26 protein-coding genes are annotated in these 23,398 nt (G+C 60.7%); 16 read left to right on the top strand and 10 right to left on the bottom strand.

Annotated features, from left to right (window positions below; genetic code table 11):
- Positions 1–133: 133 nt before the first annotated feature.
- Entirely contained in the window at positions 134–913 is a 780-nt protein-coding gene (locus NAP1_RS10425; RefSeq protein WP_007165252.1) for an acyl-CoA thioesterase II, read from the top strand.
- Positions 914–922: 9 nt separating this feature from the next.
- On the opposite strand, the gene NAP1_RS10430 is transcribed toward NAP1_RS10425, so the two are convergent.
- The 7 genes from NAP1_RS10430 to NAP1_RS10460 form a co-directional block, all read right to left on the bottom strand.
- The gene (locus NAP1_RS10430) at positions 923–1,774 is read right to left on the bottom strand and encodes a crotonase/enoyl-CoA hydratase family protein (RefSeq protein ID WP_007165253.1); all 852 of its coding nucleotides are present in this window, start codon (positions 1,772–1,774) and stop codon (positions 923–925) included.
- Positions 1,775–1,866: 92 nt separating this feature from the next.
- Entirely contained in the window at positions 1,867–2,256 is a 390-nt protein-coding gene (locus NAP1_RS10435; RefSeq protein WP_007165254.1) for a winged helix-turn-helix domain-containing protein, read from the bottom strand.
- Positions 2,253–2,675, bottom strand: a complete 423-nt coding sequence (locus tag NAP1_RS15975; protein ID WP_007165255.1) for a JAB domain-containing protein — start codon at positions 2,673–2,675, stop codon at positions 2,253–2,255. Before NAP1_RS15975 ends, NAP1_RS10435 begins: the two co-directional genes overlap by 4 nt.
- Positions 2,672–3,244 (bottom strand): hypothetical protein, encoded by a 573-nt coding sequence (locus tag NAP1_RS15980; protein ID WP_007165256.1) that lies wholly within the window; start codon positions 3,242–3,244, stop codon positions 2,672–2,674. Before NAP1_RS15980 ends, NAP1_RS15975 begins: the two co-directional genes overlap by 4 nt.
- Positions 3,245–3,257: 13 nt before the next feature.
- Positions 3,258–3,611: a hypothetical protein gene (locus tag NAP1_RS10450; RefSeq protein ID WP_007165257.1), complete on the bottom strand. Its 354-nt coding sequence runs from the start codon at positions 3,609–3,611 to the stop codon at positions 3,258–3,260.
- A gap of 31 nt (positions 3,612–3,642) precedes the next feature.
- Entirely contained in the window at positions 3,643–4,251 is a 609-nt protein-coding gene (locus NAP1_RS10455) for a LuxR C-terminal-related transcriptional regulator (RefSeq protein WP_040464409.1), read from the bottom strand.
- A gap of 108 nt (positions 4,252–4,359) precedes the next feature.
- Positions 4,360–5,559, bottom strand: a complete 1,200-nt coding sequence (locus NAP1_RS10460; RefSeq protein WP_007165259.1) for an LL-diaminopimelate aminotransferase — start codon at positions 5,557–5,559, stop codon at positions 4,360–4,362.
- 216 nt (positions 5,560–5,775) lie between these two features.
- Here NAP1_RS10460 and NAP1_RS10465 point away from each other — a divergent pair, with 216 nt between their 5' ends.
- The 8 genes from NAP1_RS10465 (at position 5,776) to NAP1_RS10500 (ending at position 13,148) form a co-directional block, all read left to right on the top strand.
- Positions 5,776–7,737, top strand: coding sequence for an alpha/beta hydrolase (locus NAP1_RS10465; protein WP_007165260.1), 1,962 nt, complete (start codon positions 5,776–5,778; stop codon positions 7,735–7,737).
- Between the two features lie 160 nt (positions 7,738–7,897).
- Positions 7,898–8,701, top strand: coding sequence for a phasin family protein (locus NAP1_RS10470; protein ID WP_007165261.1), 804 nt, complete (start codon positions 7,898–7,900; stop codon positions 8,699–8,701).
- Between the two features lie 276 nt (positions 8,702–8,977).
- Entirely contained in the window at positions 8,978–9,331 is a 354-nt protein-coding gene (gene clpS / locus NAP1_RS10475) for an ATP-dependent Clp protease adapter ClpS (protein ID WP_040464935.1), read from the top strand.
- A 7-nt stretch (positions 9,332–9,338) separates the two neighbouring features.
- The gene (locus NAP1_RS10480; RefSeq protein ID WP_007165263.1) at positions 9,339–9,836 is read left to right on the top strand and encodes a DUF427 domain-containing protein; all 498 of its coding nucleotides are present in this window, start codon (positions 9,339–9,341) and stop codon (positions 9,834–9,836) included.
- Between the two features lie 90 nt (positions 9,837–9,926).
- Positions 9,927–11,180, top strand: a complete 1,254-nt coding sequence (locus NAP1_RS10485; RefSeq protein ID WP_007165264.1) for an LptF/LptG family permease — start codon at positions 9,927–9,929, stop codon at positions 11,178–11,180.
- 18 nt (positions 11,181–11,198) lie between these two features.
- Positions 11,199–12,296 (top strand): LPS export ABC transporter permease LptG, encoded by a 1,098-nt coding sequence (gene lptG / locus NAP1_RS10490; RefSeq protein ID WP_007165265.1) that lies wholly within the window; start codon positions 11,199–11,201, stop codon positions 12,294–12,296.
- Entirely contained in the window at positions 12,293–12,817 is a 525-nt protein-coding gene (locus tag NAP1_RS10495; protein ID WP_007165266.1) for a GNAT family N-acetyltransferase, read from the top strand. The genes lptG and NAP1_RS10495 overlap by 4 nt, the downstream gene beginning before the upstream one ends.
- Positions 12,818–12,860: 43 nt before the next feature.
- Positions 12,861–13,148 (top strand): hypothetical protein, encoded by a 288-nt coding sequence (locus NAP1_RS10500; RefSeq protein ID WP_007165267.1) that lies wholly within the window; start codon positions 12,861–12,863, stop codon positions 13,146–13,148.
- A 3-nt stretch (positions 13,149–13,151) separates the two neighbouring features.
- On the opposite strand, the gene NAP1_RS10505 is transcribed toward NAP1_RS10500, so the two are convergent.
- Positions 13,152–14,246 carry a fatty acid desaturase gene (locus NAP1_RS10505; protein WP_007165268.1) on the bottom strand — a complete coding sequence of 365 codons (1,095 nt, stop codon included), beginning with the start codon at positions 14,244–14,246 and terminating at the stop codon, positions 13,152–13,154.
- Positions 14,247–14,411: 165 nt separating this feature from the next.
- Between NAP1_RS10505 and NAP1_RS10510 the strand changes: the two genes are divergently transcribed.
- The 5 genes from NAP1_RS10510 (at position 14,412) to NAP1_RS10530 (ending at position 18,873) form a co-directional block, all read left to right on the top strand.
- A complete protein-coding gene (locus NAP1_RS10510) occupies positions 14,412–15,578 on the top strand; it encodes a hypothetical protein (protein ID WP_007165269.1) in 1,167 nt (388 codons plus the stop codon).
- 280 nt (positions 15,579–15,858) lie between these two features.
- Positions 15,859–16,656, top strand: a complete 798-nt coding sequence (locus NAP1_RS10515) for a response regulator (RefSeq protein WP_040464411.1) — start codon at positions 15,859–15,861, stop codon at positions 16,654–16,656.
- Positions 16,657–16,743: 87 nt separating this feature from the next.
- Positions 16,744–16,992, top strand: a complete 249-nt coding sequence (locus NAP1_RS10520) for a NepR family anti-sigma factor (protein WP_007165271.1) — start codon at positions 16,744–16,746, stop codon at positions 16,990–16,992.
- Positions 16,992–17,618 (top strand): sigma-70 family RNA polymerase sigma factor, encoded by a 627-nt coding sequence (locus NAP1_RS10525; RefSeq protein WP_007165272.1) that lies wholly within the window; start codon positions 16,992–16,994, stop codon positions 17,616–17,618. The genes NAP1_RS10520 and NAP1_RS10525 overlap by 1 nt, the downstream gene beginning before the upstream one ends.
- Before the next feature lie 91 nt (positions 17,619–17,709).
- The gene (locus NAP1_RS10530) at positions 17,710–18,873 is read left to right on the top strand and encodes an AI-2E family transporter (protein WP_007165273.1); all 1,164 of its coding nucleotides are present in this window, start codon (positions 17,710–17,712) and stop codon (positions 18,871–18,873) included.
- On the opposite strand, the gene NAP1_RS10535 is transcribed toward NAP1_RS10530, so the two are convergent.
- Positions 18,874–20,160: a dicarboxylate/amino acid:cation symporter gene (locus NAP1_RS10535; protein WP_040464936.1), complete on the bottom strand. Its 1,287-nt coding sequence runs from the start codon at positions 20,158–20,160 to the stop codon at positions 18,874–18,876.
- Between the two features lie 136 nt (positions 20,161–20,296).
- On the opposite strand from NAP1_RS10535, the gene glmM reads away from it, so the two are divergent.
- On the top strand, positions 20,297–21,634 hold the full coding sequence (gene glmM / locus NAP1_RS10540) for a phosphoglucosamine mutase (RefSeq protein WP_007165275.1): 1,338 nt from the start codon (positions 20,297–20,299) through the stop codon (positions 21,632–21,634).
- Between the two features lie 2 nt (positions 21,635–21,636).
- Positions 21,637–22,452: a bifunctional hydroxymethylpyrimidine kinase/phosphomethylpyrimidine kinase gene (gene thiD, locus NAP1_RS10545; RefSeq protein WP_040464413.1), complete on the top strand. Its 816-nt coding sequence runs from the start codon at positions 21,637–21,639 to the stop codon at positions 22,450–22,452.
- Between the two features lie 6 nt (positions 22,453–22,458).
- Here the strand turns inward: thiD and NAP1_RS10550 are convergent, their stop codons facing one another.
- Positions 22,459–23,331 carry an LOG family protein gene (locus tag NAP1_RS10550; RefSeq protein WP_007165277.1) on the bottom strand — a complete coding sequence of 291 codons (873 nt, stop codon included), beginning with the start codon at positions 23,329–23,331 and terminating at the stop codon, positions 22,459–22,461.
- Positions 23,332–23,398 lie beyond the last annotated feature (67 nt).

The raw sequence follows: 23,398 nt of genomic DNA on the forward strand, positions 1-23,398 counted from the left end.
CGGAAGCGGCGCACTAACGATTCGGCGCGCGAAAGGCAATGCAATCATTCGCTTCAGCCGCGCAATTGTGCTGCCGGTGGGTTACGCAACGTCACTCTGGACCGGCGGGGTCGCATTGGGCACAGGGCGTGCCATGACCATTGCAAGCCTTCTTGAACCGATCACCGGCAAGCCTGGCCCCGCCCGGCTCGAACATGCAAGCGACTGGATGCAGGGGCGAACGCTTTATGGCGGCGCATCGGCGCTGGTCGGCTACACGGCGGCTGTTCGCGCATTCCCCGATCTGCCTCCGCTTCGCGCAGCGCAGATTGGGTTCGTGGCTCCGGTTGGCGAAGAGATCGAGCTTTCGGCCGAGATCGTTCGCCAAGGGCGCAATGTAACTCAGGTGCGCAGCGAGGTTCGCAACGAAAAAGGCGTGGCTCTCACTGCGTTCTGGCTATTTGCAGAGGGCCGCGACCCCAATGCGCGCCGCGAGGCGGATGCGCTGGAGAACTGGCCCGGCCCGCCCGAAGACGCTGCACAGGCGATGAAGGGTCAGGGGCCGTCCTTCATCCAGAACAATTTCGAAATCCGATTTGGTCAGGCCAAGGGCGAGGACCACGGTGCGACGATCAGGCGCTGGGCACGGCTGACCGAAGAGCACGATCTCGATCCAGTGAGCAAGCTGGTGCTGATGGGCGACGTCATGCCGCCGGGCGCAATGCGCATCATGCAGCGCATGGGCCCGATCAGCTCGATCAACTGGTCGTTCAACGTGCTCGACCCCGAAACGCGCTCGAAAGACGGGTGGTATCTCGCCGAAAATGCGAGCCAGCATGCCGATGCCGGCTATTCGTCGGAGCGTTTGAGGATGTGGGATGCCGAAGGCCGCCAAGTGCTTGACGGCCTCCAATGCGTCGCGGTTTTCGGGTGAGGCGCGCGCCTACTCTACGTCGGTGAAATCGGGCTTGCGCTTTTGCAGCGCGGCCATGACCGCTTCGATCTGGTTCGGGCTGCGGATGATCGAGTGCTGCTCGACGCTTTCCTCCATCAGGATCTCGTCGGTGTCCGCTTCCTGCATCACCGCGTGAAGCCGCTTGGCGCCGCGAATGGCGTGCGGGTTGCGATTGGCGATTTCAGTCGCGATCTCGGTTGCGCGGCGGTGCGGGTCATTGTCGACATAGGTCGCAAGGCCGAGCGTATGCGCCTCGGCGCCGTTGAATTCGCGGTTGGTGTAGACGAGCTCGCGAAGCACATCGTCACGCACGAGGCCGCGCCACAGAGCATAACCGCCCATGTCGGGCACGAGGCCCCATTTCAATTCCATGATCGCCATGCGCGTATCGGGATGAGCGATGCGAATATCTGCACCGCTTGCGATCTGGAGACCGCCGCCGAAGCACACGCCGTGAAGCGCGGCGATCACGGGAACGGGCACTTTGCGCCAGACCATCGCTGCATATTGCGGGCGGTTGGAATTGCCGTTCGTGCGCTCGAGCAGCGTTGGCTCGTTCTCGTCAGGCGCCTGCGAAAAGCGTGACGTATCAAGCCCTGCGCAAAAGGCGCGGCCCTCGCCCGACAGGACAACTGCGCGGACACCCTTCGCTTTCGCCAGATACTCTCCCGCCTCAATGATCGCGGCGAACATTTCCGGGTCGAGGGCGTTCATCTTGTCCGGGCGGGTCAAGCGGACCTGTGCTACCCCATCCTCGCCGATGTCGATCGACACGCGGTCGTTCTCTGGCTTTGTCGGTACCTTGGTCTGGACATGGCTTTCGGCCTCGATTTGCGACATCGCATTCCCTCGCATGTGTCTTCAAAATAATGTCCCGAAAGTGGAGCAACGCACACGCGCTGTCCAGCTGAAACGGGACAATTCGGCGCTCTTTACGCCTGGTTTTCGCGCTTGAAGGTTTCCGGTGTTGCGGGGCAATCGAGATAGTACCCACCCTCAGGATGGGTCACCAGAAGTCCGCCGAGTTCAACCGCGAGGAGCTTGCTCCGGACCCGTGCAACATGGACAGCCACGCTGTTAGTGGCAGGCTCGAAGTTCAGTCGCCATACCTCGGCAAGCAGTTGTCGCTTTGTCACCGGTTCGCCCGGCGTGTCAGCCAGTCGCCAGACCAATTCGAATTCGCGGGGATGAAAGCCAAGCCAGCGATCGTCCACCCGCCCGTCGCGGTGGAAAAGGTCGAGTGTCAGATCGCCCAACTCGCGAAATCGCGGGATGAGCGAAGCGCTGTCCGGAAACCGGCGCCTGACGGCGGAATTCTTCATAATTGACCCCCTGCGCGCATCGAATAGACCGCGCTTGTCGTAAAAATGAGATGGTCGAGCAACTCGATATCGAGCGTTTGCGCAATGGCTTTCAGCTTCCGGGTCGCCTCTACGTCATAGGCGCTGGGTCGGCATAAACCGGACGGATGATTGTGAGCGAGGATGATGCCATGGGCATCGACGCTGAGTGCGGCCTGAAATAGCTCGCGAATGCGCATCGAAAGGCTACCCGCTGCGCCCGAACCGATCGGCGTATCGCCGAGATAGGATCGTGTGTTGTCGACAAACAAGGCATGCATCCGCTCGCATGTCCCCGATGGGCCGACCACCATGGCCCGTAGCAGTTCGACAAGCTCGCGCTGCTGTCTGGGATAGGCCGCCCGGCGTTGTTCAAGCGGCCTGAGGATTTGCTGGATCATTTAAGCTCATCCCGCCAAGAAGTCTGCCCCGGAAGCAGCGAACCCGCAGACGCGCCGGACGTATCGAACGGCAGATTTGTCGGCGGGCGACCGCCCACAACGCGCCAATCGCGATATCGACCGTAAAGCTGCTCGCGCCGGATGTGTCGGAACAGCCCGATCGCGAGGAACACCAACTGGAACCAGCCGGGCACGACCACCAGGACGTTGTAAGCGATCGGCGAGATTATCTCGCTAAAACCGCGCGCCATATGAGCGGTGATCGCCATGAGTTGCATGCCTGCGATCCACAACGGATAGTTGCGATTGGCGTATAGCGCGACAGCGACGAAGATCGCTCCTGCGAGCAGGTCCATCGCTGCTGCAAATGGATCTACGCCCACCAATTGCATGCTTTCGCCGGTCCACCAGTTTTTCAGCCACGGCAGCCCGTCGAAACAGATAAGCCATGTTGCCGCGATGATCCGCTCGGGCTTCCCGCCAAAGAAGAAAGCGGCGCCGCAGACAAGGATCGCGAGGATCGTCTGCAAAGGACCTCGGAAACCACCGTCTGTCAGGAGTTCAATCATCGCGGCAGATCAATCACGCGTCGGCAGGGACACGCGTTTCGGCAACCGGCGCATCAAGCGTCAGGGCTTCATTGGGAATGACGGTGTCCGACCCGTTGTCGCCGCCCATCTTTTCGCGGCCGATCTTGCTAAGCTCGTCGTGGACGCGAAGCAGGGTGGTCGACATGGCGAGCGCCTGGCTTTCCGCCTGGCTCAGACGCAGCAGCGCGCGCTGGCCTTCGACGACTTCGACTTCCGGGTTCTGACGTGCAGCAAGCATCGCCTGCTTAAGGCGAGCGCATGCGATCATGGATTCATCAGCCAGCGCTTCGGCTTCGCGGATCAGTTTGCGGATATTGTGAGCGTCGCTGAGGATACGATCGGACATGGGAGGATCTCCAAACAGGCCCCTGTGCTCGTCAGGAAAACCCTCGTTCATCGACCGGGACGGTCGCGCGTCCTTCCAAAGCATCGCTAAGCGTCACCGCTGCGGTGACAGTGAGAACCACTGCGGCAAGAAAGCCGAATGCGATACCCACGATTGCTGCGAGGCGATAGAGGACAGCGTGTTCGCCGTCGAGCGCCCGGGCAACAACCCTTGGTTCGCCAGGCCTCAGCCATGGGGCCTGTTCCTCCAGCGGGAGAACGTCGCTCATCACGAGCTCGCCCGGGTCGTTGCCTGAGTGGGTATTGGTGATCAGGTCGGGATTGGGGACCTGATTATTCTTGTATGCAGGTTCGCTGTAGGGGTTCTCTTTTGACGTAACCCCTTCAGTTTGCTTGGCATCTTCATACGCACCCGAACCTTCGGTATCGGAAATTTCCGCATTGTCCGCCCGATAGCACTCGACCAGTTCGCCGAGGCTTTCGGCCTCATAGATGTCCTTAAGTGCCCGGATATGCTGGTTGATTCGGGTTTCGGATACCCCAAGCTCCTGCGCGATAACCTTAATCGAGGCGCGCCTGTCTATCATTTCCATAACCGCACGCTGCCGCTCGGTGAGCGATCGCGCTGCTGGGCTAGGCATGGGAGTCTCCACCTGTTTATTCATCGGGTACTCACTAAGACAACAGATCGTTTCGCTTGTTAGTTCCGCCCCTTACACATCAACCTATCAAGCACTTGAATAATCACATCATGCCGCTGAAGTGTTCACTCCAGCCGAAGCGAGGTATCGCTTGATGTTGCGAGCCGCCTGTCTCAATCGCTGCTCGTTCTCGACCATCGCAATCCGGACATAGCCCTCGCCTTTCTCACCATATCCGACACCGGGAGCGACCGCGACCTGCGCCTCGGTCAGCAATTGCTTTGAAAACTCAAGGCTCCCCATCTCCTTCAAAGCAGGAGGCAGAGGCGCCCAAGCAAACATCGAGGCCGCCGGAGATGGAATATCCCAACCCGCGCGGCCGAACGCCTCGACCATCACGTCACGGCGCTTACGATACAGGTCGCGGTTGCTTTCGACAATGTCCTGCGGTCCGTTGAGCGCAGCGCAGGCTGCCGCCTGGATCGGTGTGAACGCGCCGTAATCGAGATAAGACTTCACGCGTGTTAGCGCGGCGATTAGTTGTTTGTTTCCTACCGCAAATCCCATCCGCCATCCGGCCATCGAATAAGTCTTGCTCATGCTGGTGAACTCGACCGCGATGTCCTTTGCCCCGTCAACCTGCATGATCGAGGGCGTCGGCACGCCGTCATAATAGAGCTCGGAATAGGCAAGATCGGACAGGACCCAGACCTGATTCTCTTTCGCCCAGGCGACCAGTCGCTCGTAAAAAGCGAGGTCGACCGTCTCGGCTGTAGGGTTGGAAGGATAGCTCACCACCAGCACGCTTGGCCGGGGTACGGTGAAATTCATCGCACTTTCGAGCGAGCGCCAATATTCCTCGTCGGGCGTTGTCGGGATCGATCGGATCGTCGCGCCCGCAATGATGAAGCCGAATGTGTGGATCGGGTATGACGGGTTGGGCGCAAGGACCACATCGCCGGGAGCGGTGATCGCATTAGCAAGGCTCCCGAGGCCCTCTTTCGAACCCATCGTCACCACGACTTCGTTTTCGGGATCGAGATCGACCCCGAAGCGGCGTCCGTAATAGTTCGCCTGAGCGCGCCGCAATCCAGGAATGCCTTTGGACTGGGAATAGCCATGCGCATCGGGTTTCATCGCGACTTCGCATAGCTTGTCGATCACGTGCTGCGGAGGTGGCTGGTCGGGGTTGCCCATGCCAAGGTCGATGATGTCCTGACCCGCCTGGCGCGCCGCGTGCCGCATCGCATTCACTTCTGCGATGACATAAGGCGGCAGCCGCTTCATGCGGTAGAATTGTTCGTCCATCTCTTGCCCTTGGCTGGTGCAACCTGAAATGCCCGATTGACGCGTCAATGCGACCATCGGGTTACACGATCCTAAGGCATTAGCTATCGAAGTGAAGGGCCGTTTGGGCTAGACATTGAAATCTCGACGAATGCAGACCGGATTGCCACACACGCCAATCTGTTTGGGGCAAGGGACCGGGACAGACCGAAAACGTCACAAGGATGGCTGACACCGATGGCTGACAAGGAAGACACTCCCTCGGGCGCTGACGCGATGATGGACGCGATGGCTCCGTTCGGTGCGATGCTCGATATGCAGGGCAAGGCGATGCAGGGCCTGTTTGCGAAGTCCTTTCCCGGGCTCGGCGAAGGCACTGAAGGTGTCGCCAGCAACCTGGCTGACCTGATGCCCAAGAATGTCAGCAATGCAGAGCTTGGCGAGTGGGCCCGTGCGGGCGCCGAGCTGCAGCAAATGTGGCTCGAATTTGTCGCCAGCCAGGCGCAATCTGCGATGAGCCGCGCAGCCGATCCCAAGAACATGTTCGACCCCGGCCAATGGCTGATGGTCGCGCAGAGTATGGCCAAGCAATTGCCCAAGGCAGCCATCGAAGCACCCGCAAAGCTTGCTAAGGAATCGATGGAGCTGTGGCAGGGCGTGCTGGGCAATATGGCTGGCAACCTTGTGGGCGGTGATGGGGCGGGCGACGCCGCCGAGCCCAGTTTGCCGCGCAAAGACCGCCGTTTCGCCGACCCCGCCTGGCGCCAGCTTCCCGCTTTTGCTCTGCTTCACCAGACTTACCTCATGCTGGCAGAATACTTCCAGCAAGCGGCCGCCTCGATCGACGGGCTCGACAAGGAAAAGAAGCAGCAGCTAGTTTTTGCCGTCGAAGCGTTGAGCGAGGCTTTGAGCCCCGCCAACTTCCTGCTGACCAATCCGGTCGTGATGAAGCGCACGGTCGAAACGAAGGGCCAGAACCTTGTGCGCGGTATGCGGCACCTGATTACCGACCTCAAGCGCGGTCAACTTACGCACACCGATCCCAACGCCTTCACGCTGGGCAAAAACCTTGCTGCTTCGCCCGGCAAGGTCGTGCACGAAACACCGCTTTACCAGCTGATCCAGTATTCGCCCTCGACCAAGGACGTTTACGAGGTGCCGCTGGTGATCTTTCCGCCGTGGATCAACCGCTTCTACATTCTCGATCTGACGCCGCAGAAGAGCTTCATAAAATGGGCGGTCGATCAAGGGATCACCGTCTTCGTCGCCAGCTGGAAGTCAGCCGACGAAAGCATGTCCGACGTCGTGTGGGACGATTATATCCGCGCACAGATGGAAGCGATCGACACCATCCGCGAGCGGCTCGACGTGCCCTCGGTTCACGCAATCGGGTATTGCGTTGCGGGGACCACGCTTGCCGCGACGCTCGCCGTTCTTGCACGCCGGGGTGAAGCCGACCGGGTCAAGAGCGCGACTTTCTTCACCGCGCAGGTCGATTTCGAGCGCGCAGGCGATCTCAAGAGCTTCATCGACGATACGCAGCTCGACATGATCGGAAACCTGTCGAGCGATGGCTATCTCGACGGGCGTTACCTTGCCGCGACATTCAATGCGCTGCGCGGCAAGGACCTGATCTGGAATTACGTCGTCAACAATTACCTGCTGGGTGAGGACTATCCCGCCTTCGACCTGCTGCACTGGAACGGCGACGTCACCAATCTGCCTTCCAAGTGGCACAGCGACTATCTGCGCGACCTTTACCGCGACAATAAGCTGGTCGTGCCTGACGCTCTTTCAGGAGACGGGACGCCGATTGACCTCACGCAGGTCGAGACCCCTTCCTACGTACAGGCGGGGCGCGAGGATCACATTGCGCCAGCGGAAAGCGTGTGGCGGATCACCAACCACTTTAAGGGACCGCTGGAATTCGTCCTCGCTGGTTCAGGCCACATTGCCGGCGTCGTCAATCCACCTGCCGCGGGCAAATACCAATACTGGCTGGGCAACAGCAAAGCTGCATCGCTCAAAGAGTTCGTCGAGGGGTCTGAGGAGCATAAGGGCAGCTGGTGGCCGCACTGGCTTGAGTGGCTCGATGCCCAGGCGCCCGAGCGCGTTCCCGCGACCGGCAAGCGCAAACCCGGCGGGCGCGGCGACAAGGTGATCGAGGACGCACCGGGCCGCTATGTAAAGACGCGATGAGGCCATAATTTTCTTGCTGCAATTGCGCGATCACGCAAGAAAACCCATATAAATCATAGCCATGTACATTTTTGTGCACTGCACAAAAAATCCTTGACTTCGCAGCTGCAATGCCTATTTTGTGCACTGCAACAAACGCAAACATTACTGCGAGGTTCTTATGGCTGACGCCGCAAACAAATCGAAGATCGATGCTGCTGCTGAAAAGGCATATGCCGATGCAGCTGCAAAGAAGACTGCAAGCGCTGCAAAGGTCGCCGAAGCTGTTGAAGCCGATGCGCCCAAGCCGGCTCCCAAGGCCAAGACGGTGAAGAAAGCCGTCGCCGCCAAGAAGGCTCCGGCCCGCAAGGCGCCTGCCAAGAAGGCACCTGCTCGCAAGACTGCCGCCAAGAAGCCGGCTGCTGCGAAAAAGGCTCCCGCCCGTAAGACTGCTGCCAAGAAGCCGGTCGCCAAGAAGACCGCTCCCAAGGCAGCCGCAAAGACCTCGACAACCAACCCCGTTACCAAACTCAAGGACACCATCATGGCAACTGCTGAAAAGACCGACATCACCGCCCAGGCCAAGGAAATGGCTGCTGACGTGCAGACCCGCGTAAAGGGCGCCTACGCCAAGGCAACCGAACTCGCTTCGGAAGCAGGCGAATTCAACAAGGCAAACGTTGAAGCTGTCGTCGAAAGCGGCAAGATCTTCTTCGCCGGCGCACAGGAAATCGTGAAGTCGGACGTCGAAACCGGCAAGAGCGTTGTCGAAACCGTCACCGAAGACGCCAAGAAGGTCGCAGCCGTCAAGTCGCCGACTGAGCTCTTCGAACTTCAGGGCGAACTCGCACGTCGCAACTTCGACGCTGCCGTTTCGTTCGGCTCGAAGCGCACCGAAGCTCTCGTGAAGCTCTACAACGACGCATTCGCTCCGATTTCGAACCGCGTTAGCGTTGCAACCGAGCGTTTCAACAAGGCTGCCTAAGCCAAGCAGTTTCTGAGCCGGGCCTCTCTCCTCTCTCTCCCAAACCCGGCTTATGAAAGCGCGCGAAAGCGCAAGGGCCGGACGAACCAAAAGCGGTTCGTCCGGCCCTTTACTTTTTGCACCCTAGAAGCGGCTTAACGCTTTGTGCAGACCGCTTGCCCGACAAGTCTTGCGAAGCCGCATGCGTGCACCCATAATGTAGGACCGATGGCCGACACCGTTCTCTCCCTTGCCGACCAGGACTTTGATCGCGCGTATGGTGCAGCGTTCGCCGCTGTGCGACTTGCGGACGACGATGAGAAGAAAGACGGCGGCAGCGATACCGATGAAGGGGACGGTCAGGTCGTCATTGCGACCAAGACCCGTACCAAGCCTAAGAAGCCGAGCCAGTACAAGGTGCTGATGCTAAACGACGACTACACGCCGATGGAATTCGTCGTGATGGTTCTTAAGCGGTTTTTCGGAATGGACCTGGAAGCGGCGACACGCGTCATGCTTCACGTCCACCAAAAGGGCGTCGGCGTTTGCGGCATCTTCCCTTACGAAGTGGCCGAGACAAAGGTGAACCAGGTGATGGACTTCGCTCGCCAGAACCAGCACCCGCTTCAGTGCACGCTCGAAAAGGCGTGACCGCGTGATGGGCCACCCTGAGCCCGATACACCCGGCCCCGGACAGGAAAGCGTCTGGGACTACCCCCGCCCTGCGATCTGCGAACCGACATCGCGCCGCATTCAGGTGCGTCACAAGGGCGTCGATCTCGTCGACAGCACCTCTGCCTACCGCACGCTAGAAACCTCGCATCCACCCACATATTACATCCCGCGCGCAGACATCGCGATGGACTATCTGGAACCCAATGCGCGCCGCTCGCTGTGCGAATGGAAAGGGCAGGCGCGCTATTTCGACATCGCGATTGGCGGCACGCGCATTGATGCAGGCGCTTGGACCTATCCAGAGCCCACGCCCGGCTTTGCTCCCATCCGCGACATGATCGCCTTCTATCCAGACCCCCTCGATGAATGCCTTGTCGATGGCGAGAAAATCACGCCGCAGCCGGGCGGTTTCTACGGTGGATGGATCAGCCAGTACGAGGCAGGGCCCTTCAAAGGCATACCTGGAAGCCGCTTCTGGTGACGTTCATCGCCAAGGGGGCATGACGGGGGCGAGATTTCGCGCTAGGGCGGCGCCAGAGTTTGAAACTTACGCTCAGTAGACGGACAATACGTGCTCAACTTTCTGCCGAGTATCGACCGCTATATCTTTCGGCTCGTGATCGTGCCGATGCTGGGCGTGTTCGCGCTTGCGGCCTCGTTGCTGCTGCTCGACAAGATGCTGCGCCTGTTCGACTTTGTCGCGGTCGAAGGCGGCCCGATTGGCGTCGTCTTCAAGATGCTCGGCGCGCTGATCCCTGAATATGCGAGCCTCGCGATACCGCTCGGCCTGTTGCTTGGCGTGCTGCTCGCCTTCCGCAAACTCGCGACATCTTCCGAACTCGACACGATGCGCGCAGTGGGGCTGTCTTACTGGCGGCTGTTGCGCGTGCCTTACGCGATCACGCTGGTGCTGGTCGCGGTCAACATCGCGCTCGTTTTCTACATCCAGCCGGTCAGCCGCTATTACTACGAGCAGATGGAGTACGAGCTGCGCTCGGGCGCGCTCGGCGCTTCGATCAAGGTGGGTGAGTTCACCACACTCGCAGACCGCATGGCGCTGCGGATCGAGCGAAGCGAGGATGATGGACAGCGCCTTATCGGCATCTTTGCCCGCGTCTCGAATTCGCGCGATCAGGTGCTCTCGATCAGCGCGCGCGAAGGGTCGTTCATGGCGACCACCGACGATCCCGACACCATCATCCTGCGCCTTACCGAAGGCACCATCGTACAGGACACCGGCAGCGAAACACCGCGGGTCCTCTCTTTCAGCCGCCATGACCTGCCCATCGACCTGCCAGCAGTCGAGGAATTTCGCGCACGCGGCGAGGCGAGCCGCGAATACATATTGCCCGAACTGCTCAGGATAGGATGGAGCGAGCAGGCCGAGGAAGATGAACGCGACGCGGTGCAGGCGGCGTTCAATTATCGCACGGTCGAAGTGGTGATGATGTTGCTGATGCCATTGCTGGCCGTGGCGCTCGCGATACCGCCCAAACGATCTACCAGCGCGCTCGGCGTGTTCGTTTCGATCATCCTCGTCGTCGCCTATCACAAGATCAACCAATACGGAGAGGACATCGCCGCGCTCGGGCGGATCGATCCGATCATAGCCTTGTGGGGACCGTTCTGCGCCTTTGCGGCGCTGATCATCTGGATGTATTACCGAACGGCCTATGTGCCGGGTGGTCAGGCGCTCGGCGCGCTTGAGACCATCTTCGCCAAGATTTCCAAACGCATCGCCAAGCTGTTCAAGCGCCGCGAGCGCGCCTCGCTCAAGTCCGACCACTCGGCCGAGAGCGACGCTGCGCTGGCTCCGGCGGAATAGACGGCAGGCCCTCTCACCATGCAGCTCGACTTTTTCCCATCGCGCAGCCTGACGCTCTACCTTGCGAAGATGTTCGTGGTGCGCATCCTGGCGGTGCTGGTGATGCTGGTGCTCGTACTGATGGCGCTCGACCTGCTTGGTTCGACCGGCAAGATCCTTGAACCTGAAGGCAACGGGCAAGCCGAAATCATCAAATATGCAAGCCTTCGAATACCCCAGCTCATCGCGCGTTTCCTGCCGTATTCAGTGCTGCTGGCGACGCTGATCACACTGGTGACGCTCAACCAGAACAGCGAGGTTGTGGCGATGAAGGCCGCCGGGCTTTCAGCGCACCAGGTTTTGGCCCCGCTGCTTCTGACCGCAGCGGTCGTCGCTCTTATCAGCTTTGCCTTCAACGAGCGCGTCGTCACCCGCGCAAACTCGACACTCAAGGCTTGGGAGGCAGTCGAGTACGGTCCGATCCCCGAGCAGTCGGGCGTGCGCGCCAATGTCTATCTCACCGATGGCGACAACATCCTTACCGCATCGTCGCTGATCGGGTCGGGCGAGGATATCGAGCTTGATAACGTCACCTGGTATTCGCGCGCGCCGGGCGGGATCATCAGCGAACAGATCAAGGCCACCGGCGCGACCTATGCAGCCCCCGGCTGGCGGCTGGAAAATCCCAAGCGTTTCGACGTGGGCTCAGCAACGACCGAACCCATCGATGATGTAGTGGTAGGCGAAGGGCTCACGCCAGAACAGATCGACCTGCAATCGGTCGATCCCGATGCGCAAAGCTTCTGGGAGTTGTCCGAAACGATCGACGCTTACGAAGCCGCAGGTCGCCGCACGTCAGAGATGCGCGCGAAATGGTGGCACCGGTTGTCCGGTCCTTTGTCGGCGCTACTCATGCCATTGCTCGGATCGGTAGCGGCCTTTGGGCTTGCGCGTTCAGGCCAACTCTTCGTGCGCGCGGTGATCGGGATGGCGCTGGGCTTTGCCTATTTCGTCGTCGATAACGCCGCGCTCGCGATGGGCAGCTTTGGCGGATACCCGCCCTTCCTTGCCGCATGGGCGCCGTTCTTCCTGTTTCTGCTGGTGGGTGAGACAGTCCTCATTCGAACCGAGGAATGAGCCGGTCAGACTGGTCGCTGCGCCTTGCCCGGCCAGCCGACGCCGAACGCATGCCGGCGATTGAGGCGGCAGCCGGCGAGCTATTCCGCACGGTTGACGGCTTAGCCGGACTTGCAGGCGAGCACACGCTGCCGGTCGAGAGACTTGAGCGTTACATCCGCAAGGGGCACTGCCTTGTCGTGCATGTTGGCGACGAGATGGTCGGCTTTCTCGTGAATGAGCCTTTCAATCGCGAACTGCACATCTGGGAGGTTGACGTTCACCCGGACCAGCAGGGCCGAGGCATCGGTGCTGGGCTGATACGCGCCTGCATGGTCGATGCGCGCAATTCGGGCTTTCGCGCGATCACGCTCACCACCTTTCGCGATGTGCCGTGGAATGCGCCCTTCTACGAAAAGCTTGGGTTCGAGGAAGTCACCGCTCTCGACGCTCATCCGCGCCTTGCCGGAGAGCTCGCGGTCGAGGCCGATCATGGCCTGCCTGCCGAAAGGCGCTGCGCCATGATCTGTTTCCTCGATTGAGCGCGCTGCGCTATAAAGCGCGAAGAATTCAGGAGGACACCCAATGCGTTACGCTCCCCTCGCCTCGATGGCGGCTCTCTCGATCCTGCTGGTAGGTTGCCAGAACCAGCCTGAGGAAACTCCCGATATCGAGGAAGCGATCCCGCTTGATGAAGAGGATGGCAGCGAGGCGTCGAATGAAGGCAATGCCGCCGAAAGCGATGACGACGACGAACGTCCTCCCGCAACCATGGAGAGCGGCTCAAACGACGATCCGAGCATTTATGGTGGCGAAAACGAAGGTGCGCCCGGTCCGGGCTCAAAGCTGCAACCGGCTGACCCGGTCGAATAAGCCCTAGCGCGAAATCATTGTGCTGCGCGCAATGCGCGACACGAGGTTTGCCATGCCGGGGTGGTTCGCGCCTTCATAAGTCGAACCGTTGCCGAGCTCGCGGTTGAGCCGGCGGTGCGCTTCGGGAAGGTCGTGATACGGCATAGAGGGCATCAGGTGGTGCAGCGCGTGATAGCGCAGGCCAACCGGAGCCCATACCTCTGCGATGACGCCCGGCGGCGGCACATTGACGCTGTCCAGGAATTGCGCGGTCACCGTCATCGGCTCGCCCTCGTTCTCCCAAAGATGAGCCACCAGCGTGCGCAGCTGGTTGAGCAGTGCGGTGAACGAGAAGATCGCAAGCGCCACCAGAAGCGGCTTCCATCCGATGACGAAAGTGCTCGCGATCAGCGTGATCGCCCAGATGCTCGCGCCGATTTCCTGCCAGCGCACACGCTTTGCAAAATCGCCGGTCGGTGCCTTGCGACGGAAATCGGGATTGATCGCGAGGGCCGAAACTCGACCCCATGTCCAATTGCGCACGGCAGGGAAAATCGCCCCCAGCGGCACGAGAATGGCCGAGCGGATGATGAGTGCAATCGGCGCCAGCAGCGCGACGATTACGAACAGCGGCAAGCTCCAAGGCTTCATCAGTGCGAGCGGCAGGTATTCGGGATCCTCCACCGTGCCATATTGCGTGCGCTTGTGATGGATCACGTGCACGCCTTCATACATGAAGCTCGGCGTAAGCATCGGAATGCCGACCAGCAGGTTCCACCCGGTTCGGAAACCCGGCAGCGCGTTTTTGTGAATGTGGGTGAGCTCGTGGATAAACATCAGCGCGCGGTAAAGCGCAAGCGAACCGACAAGCCCCGAAATTAGCGCGACCACGAGATTGTTCGTCAGGATAGCCAGAGCGATCGCGCCATAGCCGAGCCCAGCCGAAATCAGCATGTCGGGCCAATAGATATTTGCCCGCGCCTCGCCCAGATCCTTGGTCAGATCGCGCGCAGCACGCAGCATGTCCTTGTCATCGGTCTCGATGAAATCGGCGCGCACCGCCTTCTGGCGAGTGACTTGAGCCGCAGTGGACGTGGTGATCGATTGGTGCATGGTCATGGCTGTTGGCAGTCGTAAGTGGCGTGTCCTTACCGCAAGTCAGGGGCTCTCGGCAAACCGGGTTTGTTTATGGCTGTGATCGATTGGGTTGGCGACTGGACATTGCGCGACTAGGTACGCAGGCCAAATCGTAAGATATTCATACACGATCGAGGAAAACCCCGCGTGAACGAGCGCCAGATAAGCATTGAGCCCGTCTCCGACAAGAAAGGGCGTGCGCGCTTCGTCGACCTTGGGCGCGATTTTGCCGCAAAAGTGCCCAATTCCGTGCCGCAACTGCGCAGCGAACAGCTTGAATTGGTCAATCCGGACAAAAACCCGTTTTTCGGCCATGCTCGCGCGCAACTCTTCATCGCACATCGAGGCGGGCGTCCGGTGGGCAGGATTTCTGCTCATATTGACGAACTTGCCCTGCAGATGCCGCCAGAACAGGGCTTCGGCCCCGGCACCGGCATGTTCGGCTATTTCGATGCCGAAGATGAAGACGTCGCAAAAGAGCTTCTGCGCACAGCTCAGGAATGGCTCGCCAAGGAGGGGATGACCAAGATCGTCGGTCCCATTTCGATGTCGATCTGGGAAGAGCCGGGTCTGCTCGTTCGTGGCCAGGATCATGCTCCGGTTATCATGATGGGCCACCATCCGGCACAATATGCGGGCTGGATCGAAAATGCCGGATTTGCTCGCGCCAAGACGCTCTACACCTACGATCTCGACGTCAGCCACGACTTCCCGCCACTGATCCAGCGGATCGTCAAATCGGGCGAACGCAATTCGAAGATCACGGTCCGACAGGTTCGCAAGGCCGACTGGGATGAAGAGGTCGACAAGATTCTCGGTATTCTGAACGATGCGTGGTCCGACAATTGGGGTTTCATCCCGCTCACCCCTGAAGAGATCGCGCATACCGGCGTGAAGCTTCGACCGATCATCCATGAAGAACTGAACATGATCGCCGAGGTCGACGGGCGCGCGGTGGCTTTCATGCTGACCTTTCCCGACGTGAACAACGTTCTGGCGCGCACGAATGGCAAGCTGTTCCCCTTCGGCTGGTTCCACATGCTGCGCTGGCTGAAGAACCCGACCGGCTCGGACATGCGGGTGCCGCTTATGGGTGTGCTGAAGGAATTCCAGAATTCGCGCCTCGCAAGCCAGCTGGCTTTCATGATGATCAGCTACATCCGGCGAAACGCATCGCAGCGCTTTGATTCGCAGCGCGCAGAGATCGGCTGGATCCTCGATGACAATCAGGGGATGGTAGCAATCGCCGATGCCATCGACAGCTCGATCAACCGCGAATACGCGATCTATGAAAAGCCGCTTTCGGCAGGCTGATCACAAGTCTTGAGACGGAAAGATTAAAGGCCTCCACTTACGGAAAGTGGAGGCCTTCGGGATCGTATCACAGCCGCTCGGACGGGAGAAGAATCGGCAGTGACAGAAAATAAATGATCTCCCTCAATTTCGGTTCCCAAACAATTTTCGAAAAATGTATACAAGGTTCCTGCACACGCTTGCCGCGCGGGATCTCGGTAAAGCGGTTGCAGCAAATGCAAGAGCCGTCTAGGCGACTAAGTCATTGAAACAGAACCAAGTGGCGAACGGGGAGTCGGCCATGAGTTTGAGCCAGAAAATCGCATCGCATTTGCCATACCTCAGACGGTATGCACGTGCTCTTACTGGCTCGCAGGCAGCCGGCGACTCGATGGTGCGCCTGACGCTTGAAACCGCTCTCGCTGACGAGGCCCTGAGGCAGTCGCTCAACGAAGGCAGAGTTCCGCTCTATCGCCTCTTCCTCCAGGTTCTTGCCAAAGAGAAAACAGAAAGCCCGACAAGCGCGGCCGATGCATCCAAGCGCGAAGCCGCTGCGCAAGGCCGGCTGGGCGGAATCACGCCTGCAAGCCGCAAGGCACTGCTCCTCACGACGGTAGAGGAGTTCTCCCTCGCAGAGGCAGCACAAGTGATGGAACTCGATCTCGACAAGGTCGAGGCCCTGGTCGCGGACGCAATCGCAGAGCTTAACAGCGAACAAGCGGCACAGGTCATGATCATCGAGGATGAACCGATGATCATGGTACAGCTGGAAGACCTTGTGCTTTCCATGGACCATCAGGTTTGCGGCAGGGCGACAACGCACAAAGAAGCCATCCGGGCGGTGCAGGCTCACAAGCCCGACCTTGTCCTTGCCGATATCCAGCTTGCCGACGGGTCTTCAGGGGTCGAAGCTGTGGCGGAAATCCTCACGCAGATCGATGTCCCGGTGATCTTCATTACCGGGTTCCCCGAAAGGCTGCTGACCGGCGAAACTACCGAGCCCACTTATCTGGTTACCAAACCATTCCGCGAGGAAACCGTTAAAGCAACTATCAGTCAGGCCCTGTTCTTCGCCTCGCCACGGCACAAGGCTGCCTAGACCTTGTCACTAGGCATGCGAGAAAAAGAGATGCAATTTGGCATGAAGCCTCGGGCACTGTAGGGCTAGGCGGGCACAGAGCGAAGCATGGCAACCGAGAAGAAATCCGAAATCGACCCTTCGTCCAGCGAAGGCGACAAGACTTCCGACAAGGAAAATGAAGCACCGGCATGGGCTGATGGGCTCAAGGAGCTTTACGATTCGGTTGTCGACGAACCATTACCGGACTCGTTCCTTGAGCTTCTGGAAAAGTTCGACGATGAGCCGGCCGCCAAAGACAGCGACCCGAAAGGCAACGGCCAGGATTCAGCTAATACTTCGGATAAGTCCAACTGATGGGTGATGCCAAGCAACCACCGCCCGTGAGAACTGCGGCTGAACGCGCGCAGTTCAAGCGCGACCTTACCGAAGTCGTCCCTCACCTGCGCGCATTTGCACGCGGCCTTTGCGGGCATCCCGATCTTGCCGACGATCTGGTGCAGGAAACGCTGCTCAAGTCCTGGGCCGCGCAAGACCGGTTCCAGCCGGGAACGTCGATCCGCGCATGGACATTCGTGATCCTTCGCAACGCCTATCTCACCGAGATGCGGCGCAACCGGTTCCGAGGCGACTACGATGAGACGACAGCAGAGCGCATCCTGACCGCGCCTGCCGACCAGGAAGAACCGATCCACCTGTCCGACCTGCATCGCGGGCTTCAGGCCTTGCCGCCGGAGCGGCGCGAGGCGCTGTTGCTGGTGGGCGCTGGTGGTTTTTCCTACGAGGAAGCGGCCGATATCTGCGGCTGTGCGCTTGGCACCATCAAGAGCCGCGTGGGGCGTGCCCGTGCCGCGCTCAATGACATGCTGAGCAAAGGCAGTCTGCCAGACGAAAACCGTGGCAAGGACAGCGCTCATCGCTCGATCCTTGATGAGCTGGACCGTGTTGTGGGCGGCAGCGCGAAAGCATCGCCCTCCGAATAAAGTGAGAAGCCGGTCGGCGGCTAAGACCTAAGTGCTTGCGCGCGCTAGGCGCACTGCAATACAGTCCTGCCTGAACGCCAGGGGGGCATGCATGGACAGCGAGGGAACTGACAAGACCGCAGTGTCGGACGACGCGTCGCCCGCTCGCTCGCGTTCGCTGGACGAATTGCGGCTCCTTTCCGCGCTTGTCTTGCTTCTCGGCTTTGGCGCCTTTCTCGCGCTGCCCTTCGTCCTGTCGCATATGTCAGTGGTGTTTTTGCCGATTGTCGCGGCACTCGTGCTGACGATCCTGCTTTCCCCCCTTGCCGACTGGATGGTTCGCTCAGGCATTCCCAACGCGCTCGCTTCGCTGAGTTCGCTGCTCATGTTCTTTGGCGTCTTGGTCGCTGCGCTCGCCCTGATCCTTCAACCGGCTGCCGCGCTGTTCGAGCGGATGCCGGAAATCATCGCGCGGGTGAGCGAGCGGTTCGCCGAACTGCAAGCCGAGTTTGCATGGGTGTCGGGCATCGACGAGCAGATGTCAGGCGCGATGGGCGAAGGCGACACGCGCGAAGTCGTGATCGCCGCGCCCAGCATGCTCGAAGAGATCGCATTCGCAACGCCCAGCGTCGTCGTGCAGGTGCTGGTCATGTTCCTGATGGCGTTCTTCATGATCGAAGCGCGTGGCCGGATGCGCCGCAGCCTGCTGTTCGACCGCGCCAGCTTCGGGTCGAGCGTGCGCGCCGCACGCGCCATCCGCGAAGTGCAGGACCGGGTGGCCGCCTACATCATCACGGTGAGCATGATTAACGCAGGGCTTGGCATAGTCGTGGGCCTCGCCGCATGGGCCTGGGGGCTCGATGCTCCAATCATGTGGGGCGGGCTCGCCATGATTCTGAATTTCATCCCCTATATTGGCCCGCTCGCACTGATGGCGCTGCTCGCCGTGTTCGGGCTTGGCACGGCGGACACGATCTGGCTCGGCCTTGTTCCGGCGCTTTCCTACATGGTCCTTAACGCGATCGAGGGGAACGCGGTCACGCCTTCGATCCTAGGGGCGCGCTTCACCATGAGCCCGGTGATGATCCTCATCGCGCTGTCCTATTTTACCTGGATTTGGGGCGCGATTGGGGCGCTGTTGTCGGTCCCGATCCTGCTGACGCTGACGGGCCTGTTCGACCATATCGGCAAGCCCAACGTGATCGGGTTTCTCTTCGGCGAACCCCTGTTCACGGGCGAGGAGCCCGAAGCGCCGCTTCCCGAAGGTCTTGGCTGACTATTGCCGCGAGCGGTCGACCGCGCTCACCACCGCAACATTCATCGTCACGTTGGCAAGCGTGCGCATAATGTCGGGCAGCATCTCGACCGCGACCAGCAGGGCGAGCGGCTCGATCGGCACGCCCATCGCGAGCGCGATGGGGCCGATCGACACGACAAAGCTGATCGAACCGGGCAGGCTGACCGACCCGACAGAGATGATCACCGCGACTGCAATCCCTGCGAGCATGAGCGGCCATGCCACCTCAATCCCCGCCAGCTGCGCGACATACAGCGCGACGGCGAGGTTCATCGCCACGCTGGTCGCGCGGAAGATCGCGACTGCAAGCGGCAGTACGAACTCCGAGGTCGCCTCTCGCAAGCCCAGGCGCCCGGCGCTGTCCAGCATGGCAGGAAGACTGGCGAGCGAGCTTTGCGTCGAGACCGCGACCGCCTGTGCCGGGATCAGCGCTTTGGCGAAGCGCAGCGGCCCAATACCGCCGAGCACCGCCGCGATGACGTAAGCCAGCACGAGGATGAACACACCCATGCCCGCAACGACAAGGATATAGTGCGCAAGCGCCGCAAACGCCCCGCCTCCGCTTTTCAGCCCGACCCCGAAGGCAAGCGCCAGAACCCCGGCGGGCGCTGCCCACAGCACCCAGCCGATTACGACCAGCATGGCGTTGGCGATGGCATGGAAGAAGCCGAGCAGGCGCTCGCCCTGTTCATCCGGCAAGCGAGAAATCGCGAGCGCGAACAGCGCGAAGAACACCGTCAGCGGGAGCATTGAAGTCTCTGCCGCTGCGGCGATCACGTTGGGCGAAACCAGCGAGGCGACGAAGTCCAGAATGTCGGGCACTTGCTGTTCGCCCACAGGTACTTCGGCAAGGAAGGCGCTTGCCCCATCAGGGATCGGCACGGCGGAAAGCAGCGGCGGCAAAACGCTCGCGGTGAACAGGCCGCCAAGGATCGACACTCCAAGCACCAGCGCGATGAAATAGCGTGCCGCCGCACCCGCCCTCGCCGCACGGCTCATTTGCGCGATGCCGAGGACCAGCAGCGAAGCGACCAGCGGGATGATGGTCATCTGAAGCGCGCGCAGCCATAGCGTGCCGACCAGCGCGGTCGTCTCAAGGAACCAGTCGGGCAGCGCAGCACCGGCGAGCAGGACACCCGCGCCAAGGCCTGCAATCAGCGCGATAAAGGTCGCAATGACCGGCAGTCGGATCGTGACGAGCTCGAAAGGGCTGCCTGCGTCTTTGCCGATTGCCTCGCCGCCGGGCGCCTCTGGGGTGCTGTTCAAACCGTTTTCCTTGCCTCGGCGCAATTCTCGCCGGATTGCTCATGCGAGGCGAGAGGCCCCTTCCCTTCGCGCGTTACCTGCGTCATTAGCGCCTGACAATTCCAACACCGACCAGCGATGGGGGCAGTTTCACGATATGGCGCGCAAGTTCTTCGGTACTGACGGGATCAGGGGTCGCACCAATGCAGGCGTGATGACAGCGGCGACCGCCATGAAGGTTGGCCAGGCAGCCGGGCATTACTTCGTGCGCGGCGGCCACCGGCACCGGGTCGTGATCGGCAAGGATACGCGCCTGTCGGGCTATATGATGGAGAGCGCTCTGGTCGCGGGCTTCACCAGCGTCGGCATGGATGTGATCATGACCGGCCCCCTGCCCACTCCGGCCATCGCGATGCTGACCCGCGAAATGCGCGCTGATCTGGGCGTGATGATCTCGGCGAGCCACAATCTGTTTCCCGACAACGGGATCAAGCTGTTCGGCCCCGACGGGTTCAAGCTTTCCGACGAAGCCGAATCTGAGATCGAGGCGCTTCTCGATCAGGAGCCGCAACTGGTCGAAGCGGAAAAGATCGGGCGCGCGCGCCGGATCGAGGATGCGCGTGGGCGCTATCTCAATGCGATCAAGCAATCGGTCGGCAGCGATATCCGGTTCGATGGCCTCAAGGTCGTCGTCGATTGCGCGCACGGAGCGGCGTATCAGGTTGCTCCCAGCGCGATCTGGGAGCTTGGCGCAGAGGTCGTGACGCTTGGTGTCGAACCCAATGGGATTAACATCAATGACGGCGTCGGCTCGACGGCAATTGAAGCGGTGCAGGCCAAGGTGGTCGAAGAAGGCGCGGATATCGGCATCGCGCTCGATGGCGATGCTGACCGGCTGATCGTGGTCGATGAGAAAGGCCGCAAGGTCGACGGCGACCAGATCATGGCCGCGATCGCCACACGCATGCACGAGAAGGGTGCGCTTACCGGTGGCGGCGTGGTGGCGACAGTCATGTCGAACCTCGGGCTTGAGCGCTATCTCGGCGGGCTCGGCCTCACGCTCGAACGCACCAAGGTCGGCGACCGTTACGTGCTCGAGCGCATGAAGGAAGGCGGCTTCAACGTGGGCGGCGAGCAGTCGGGGCACATGATCCTGCTCGACCATGCCACCACGGGAGACGGCACGGTTGCCGCGCTGCGCGTCATTGCGAGCCTCGTGCGCTCGGGCAAACCTGCAAGCGAGATCCTGCATAAATTCGAACCTGTGCCGCAGCTTCTGAAGAATGTCCGCTATGACGCAGGCGCTCCGCTCGAAAACAAGACCGTGAAGGCGGTGATCGCCGAAGTCGAAGGCGAGCTTGAAGGAAAGGGCCGCCTCGTCATCCGTCCCTCGGGCACCGAGCCGGTGATCCGCGTCATGGCCGAGGGTGACGATTCCAGTCAGGTCGAAAACGTCGTCGACCGCGTGTGCGACGCGGTGCGCGCAGCGGCTTGAAGATGGCCAAGGCCCCGCCTCGTATTCTCTCGATCGCTGGTTCGGACTCTTCCGGGGGTGCCGGGATTCAGGCCGACATCAAGACCATCGCGATGCTCGGCGGCTATGCGATGACCGCCATCACATCGGTCACCGCTCAGAACAGCGTCGGCGTGCAGGCGATCGCCCCCATGTCGGGTGACGTGGTCGCGCAGCAGATCGCTTCGTGCATCGACGATATCGGCGTGGATGCGATCAAGATCGGGATGCTACACGATGCCGAGATCATCGCGGCCGTGGCCGATGCTCTCGATGGCGTGTCGGTCCCGATCGTGCTCGATCCGGTGATGATTTCGACCAGCGGATCGGCGCTGATCGATCCGAAGGCCATAGCAGCGCTTCGCGACACGCTGTTCCCGCGCGCTGCACTGATCACCCCCAACGTGCCTGAGCTTTCTCACCTGCTTGAACGAAGCCTCGGCACCTCGCTTGAGATGGCAGAAGCCGCAGAGGAGCTTGCGAACAAGTGCGGCGCTGCCGTGCTCGCCAAGGGCGGGCATACCGAGGATGCTCGCATCGTCGACGTCCTCTACGCGCCCGACAGCGCGCTGGGTGCACGCGCAGTGCAGTTCGAGCATGCCCGGATCGACACGCCGCACACGCATGGCACGGGCTGCACGCTGTCATCGGCAATCGCGACGCTGCTAGGCCACGGCCAGCCGCTCGAACATGCCGTGCGGCTGGCGCGCAACTTCGTGCTGCGCGCCATCGAGGAAGCGCCCGGATTTGGTGCAGGCAATGGCCCGCTGGGCCATCACGCCGTCAGGAGCCTCAAGTAGCGCCGGTTACTGCTCGAGTTCGTAGAACTTCGACACGCAATCCCACGCCTCTTCGGCGGTTTCGCACCAGCTGAACAGGTCAAGATCGCTCTTCGCAATCGTGCCTTCTTCGGCAATCGCTTCGAAGTCGACGACGCGCTCCCAGAAGTCCTTGCCGAACAGCATGATCGGGATCGGCTTCATCTTGCCGGTCTGGATCAGGGTCAGAAGCTCGAACAATTCATCGAACGTGCCAAAGCCGCCCGGGAACACCGCAACAGCGCGCGCGCGCAGCAGGAAGTGCATCTTGCGCAGCGCGAAGTAGTGGAAGTTGAGCGACAGGTAAGGCGTGACGTAAGAGTTCGGCGCCTGCTCGTGCGGCAGCACGATGTTGAGGCCGATGCTCTCTCCGCCCGCATCGCTGGCGCCGCGATTGCCCGCTTCCATGATCGAAGGACCGCCGCCGGTGGTGACGACGAACTGGCGCTTGCCATCTTCGATGATCGCCTTTTCGGAAACGAGCCGCGCGAGCTTGTAGGCCTCGTGATAATACTTGGCCTTGTCGGCAAGGCTCTGCGCGACCTTCTGCTCGTACTCGCTGGCATTCTTGGCCGCGTCGATCTTGGCCTGCGCCTCTTCGGGTGAAGGGATACGCGCAGAGCCATACATCACCATGGTCGAACCCACGCGCGCTTCGTCGAGCAGCATTTCGGGCTTCAACAGCTCAAGCTGGAAGCGCACCGGGCGAAGTTCGTCGCGCAGCAGGAAATCGTGGTCGCGGAAAGCGAGCTTGTAGGCGGGATGCTCGGTTTGCGGAGTGCGTTCGGGGGATTCGTCGGCGAACCGGCTCTCTTCGCCGGCACGGTAGAACTTGCGGTCTGTTAGGTCTTTTTCAGTCATAGGAGAACGCCCCTAGGCCCGCCGCGTGACAGCGGCAAGGCAAATGAATTTGCCGTGTTAGCGGTTT

The organism is Erythrobacter sp. NAP1 (assembly GCF_000152865.1).
Classification (GTDB): domain Bacteria; phylum Pseudomonadota; class Alphaproteobacteria; order Sphingomonadales; family Sphingomonadaceae; genus Erythrobacter.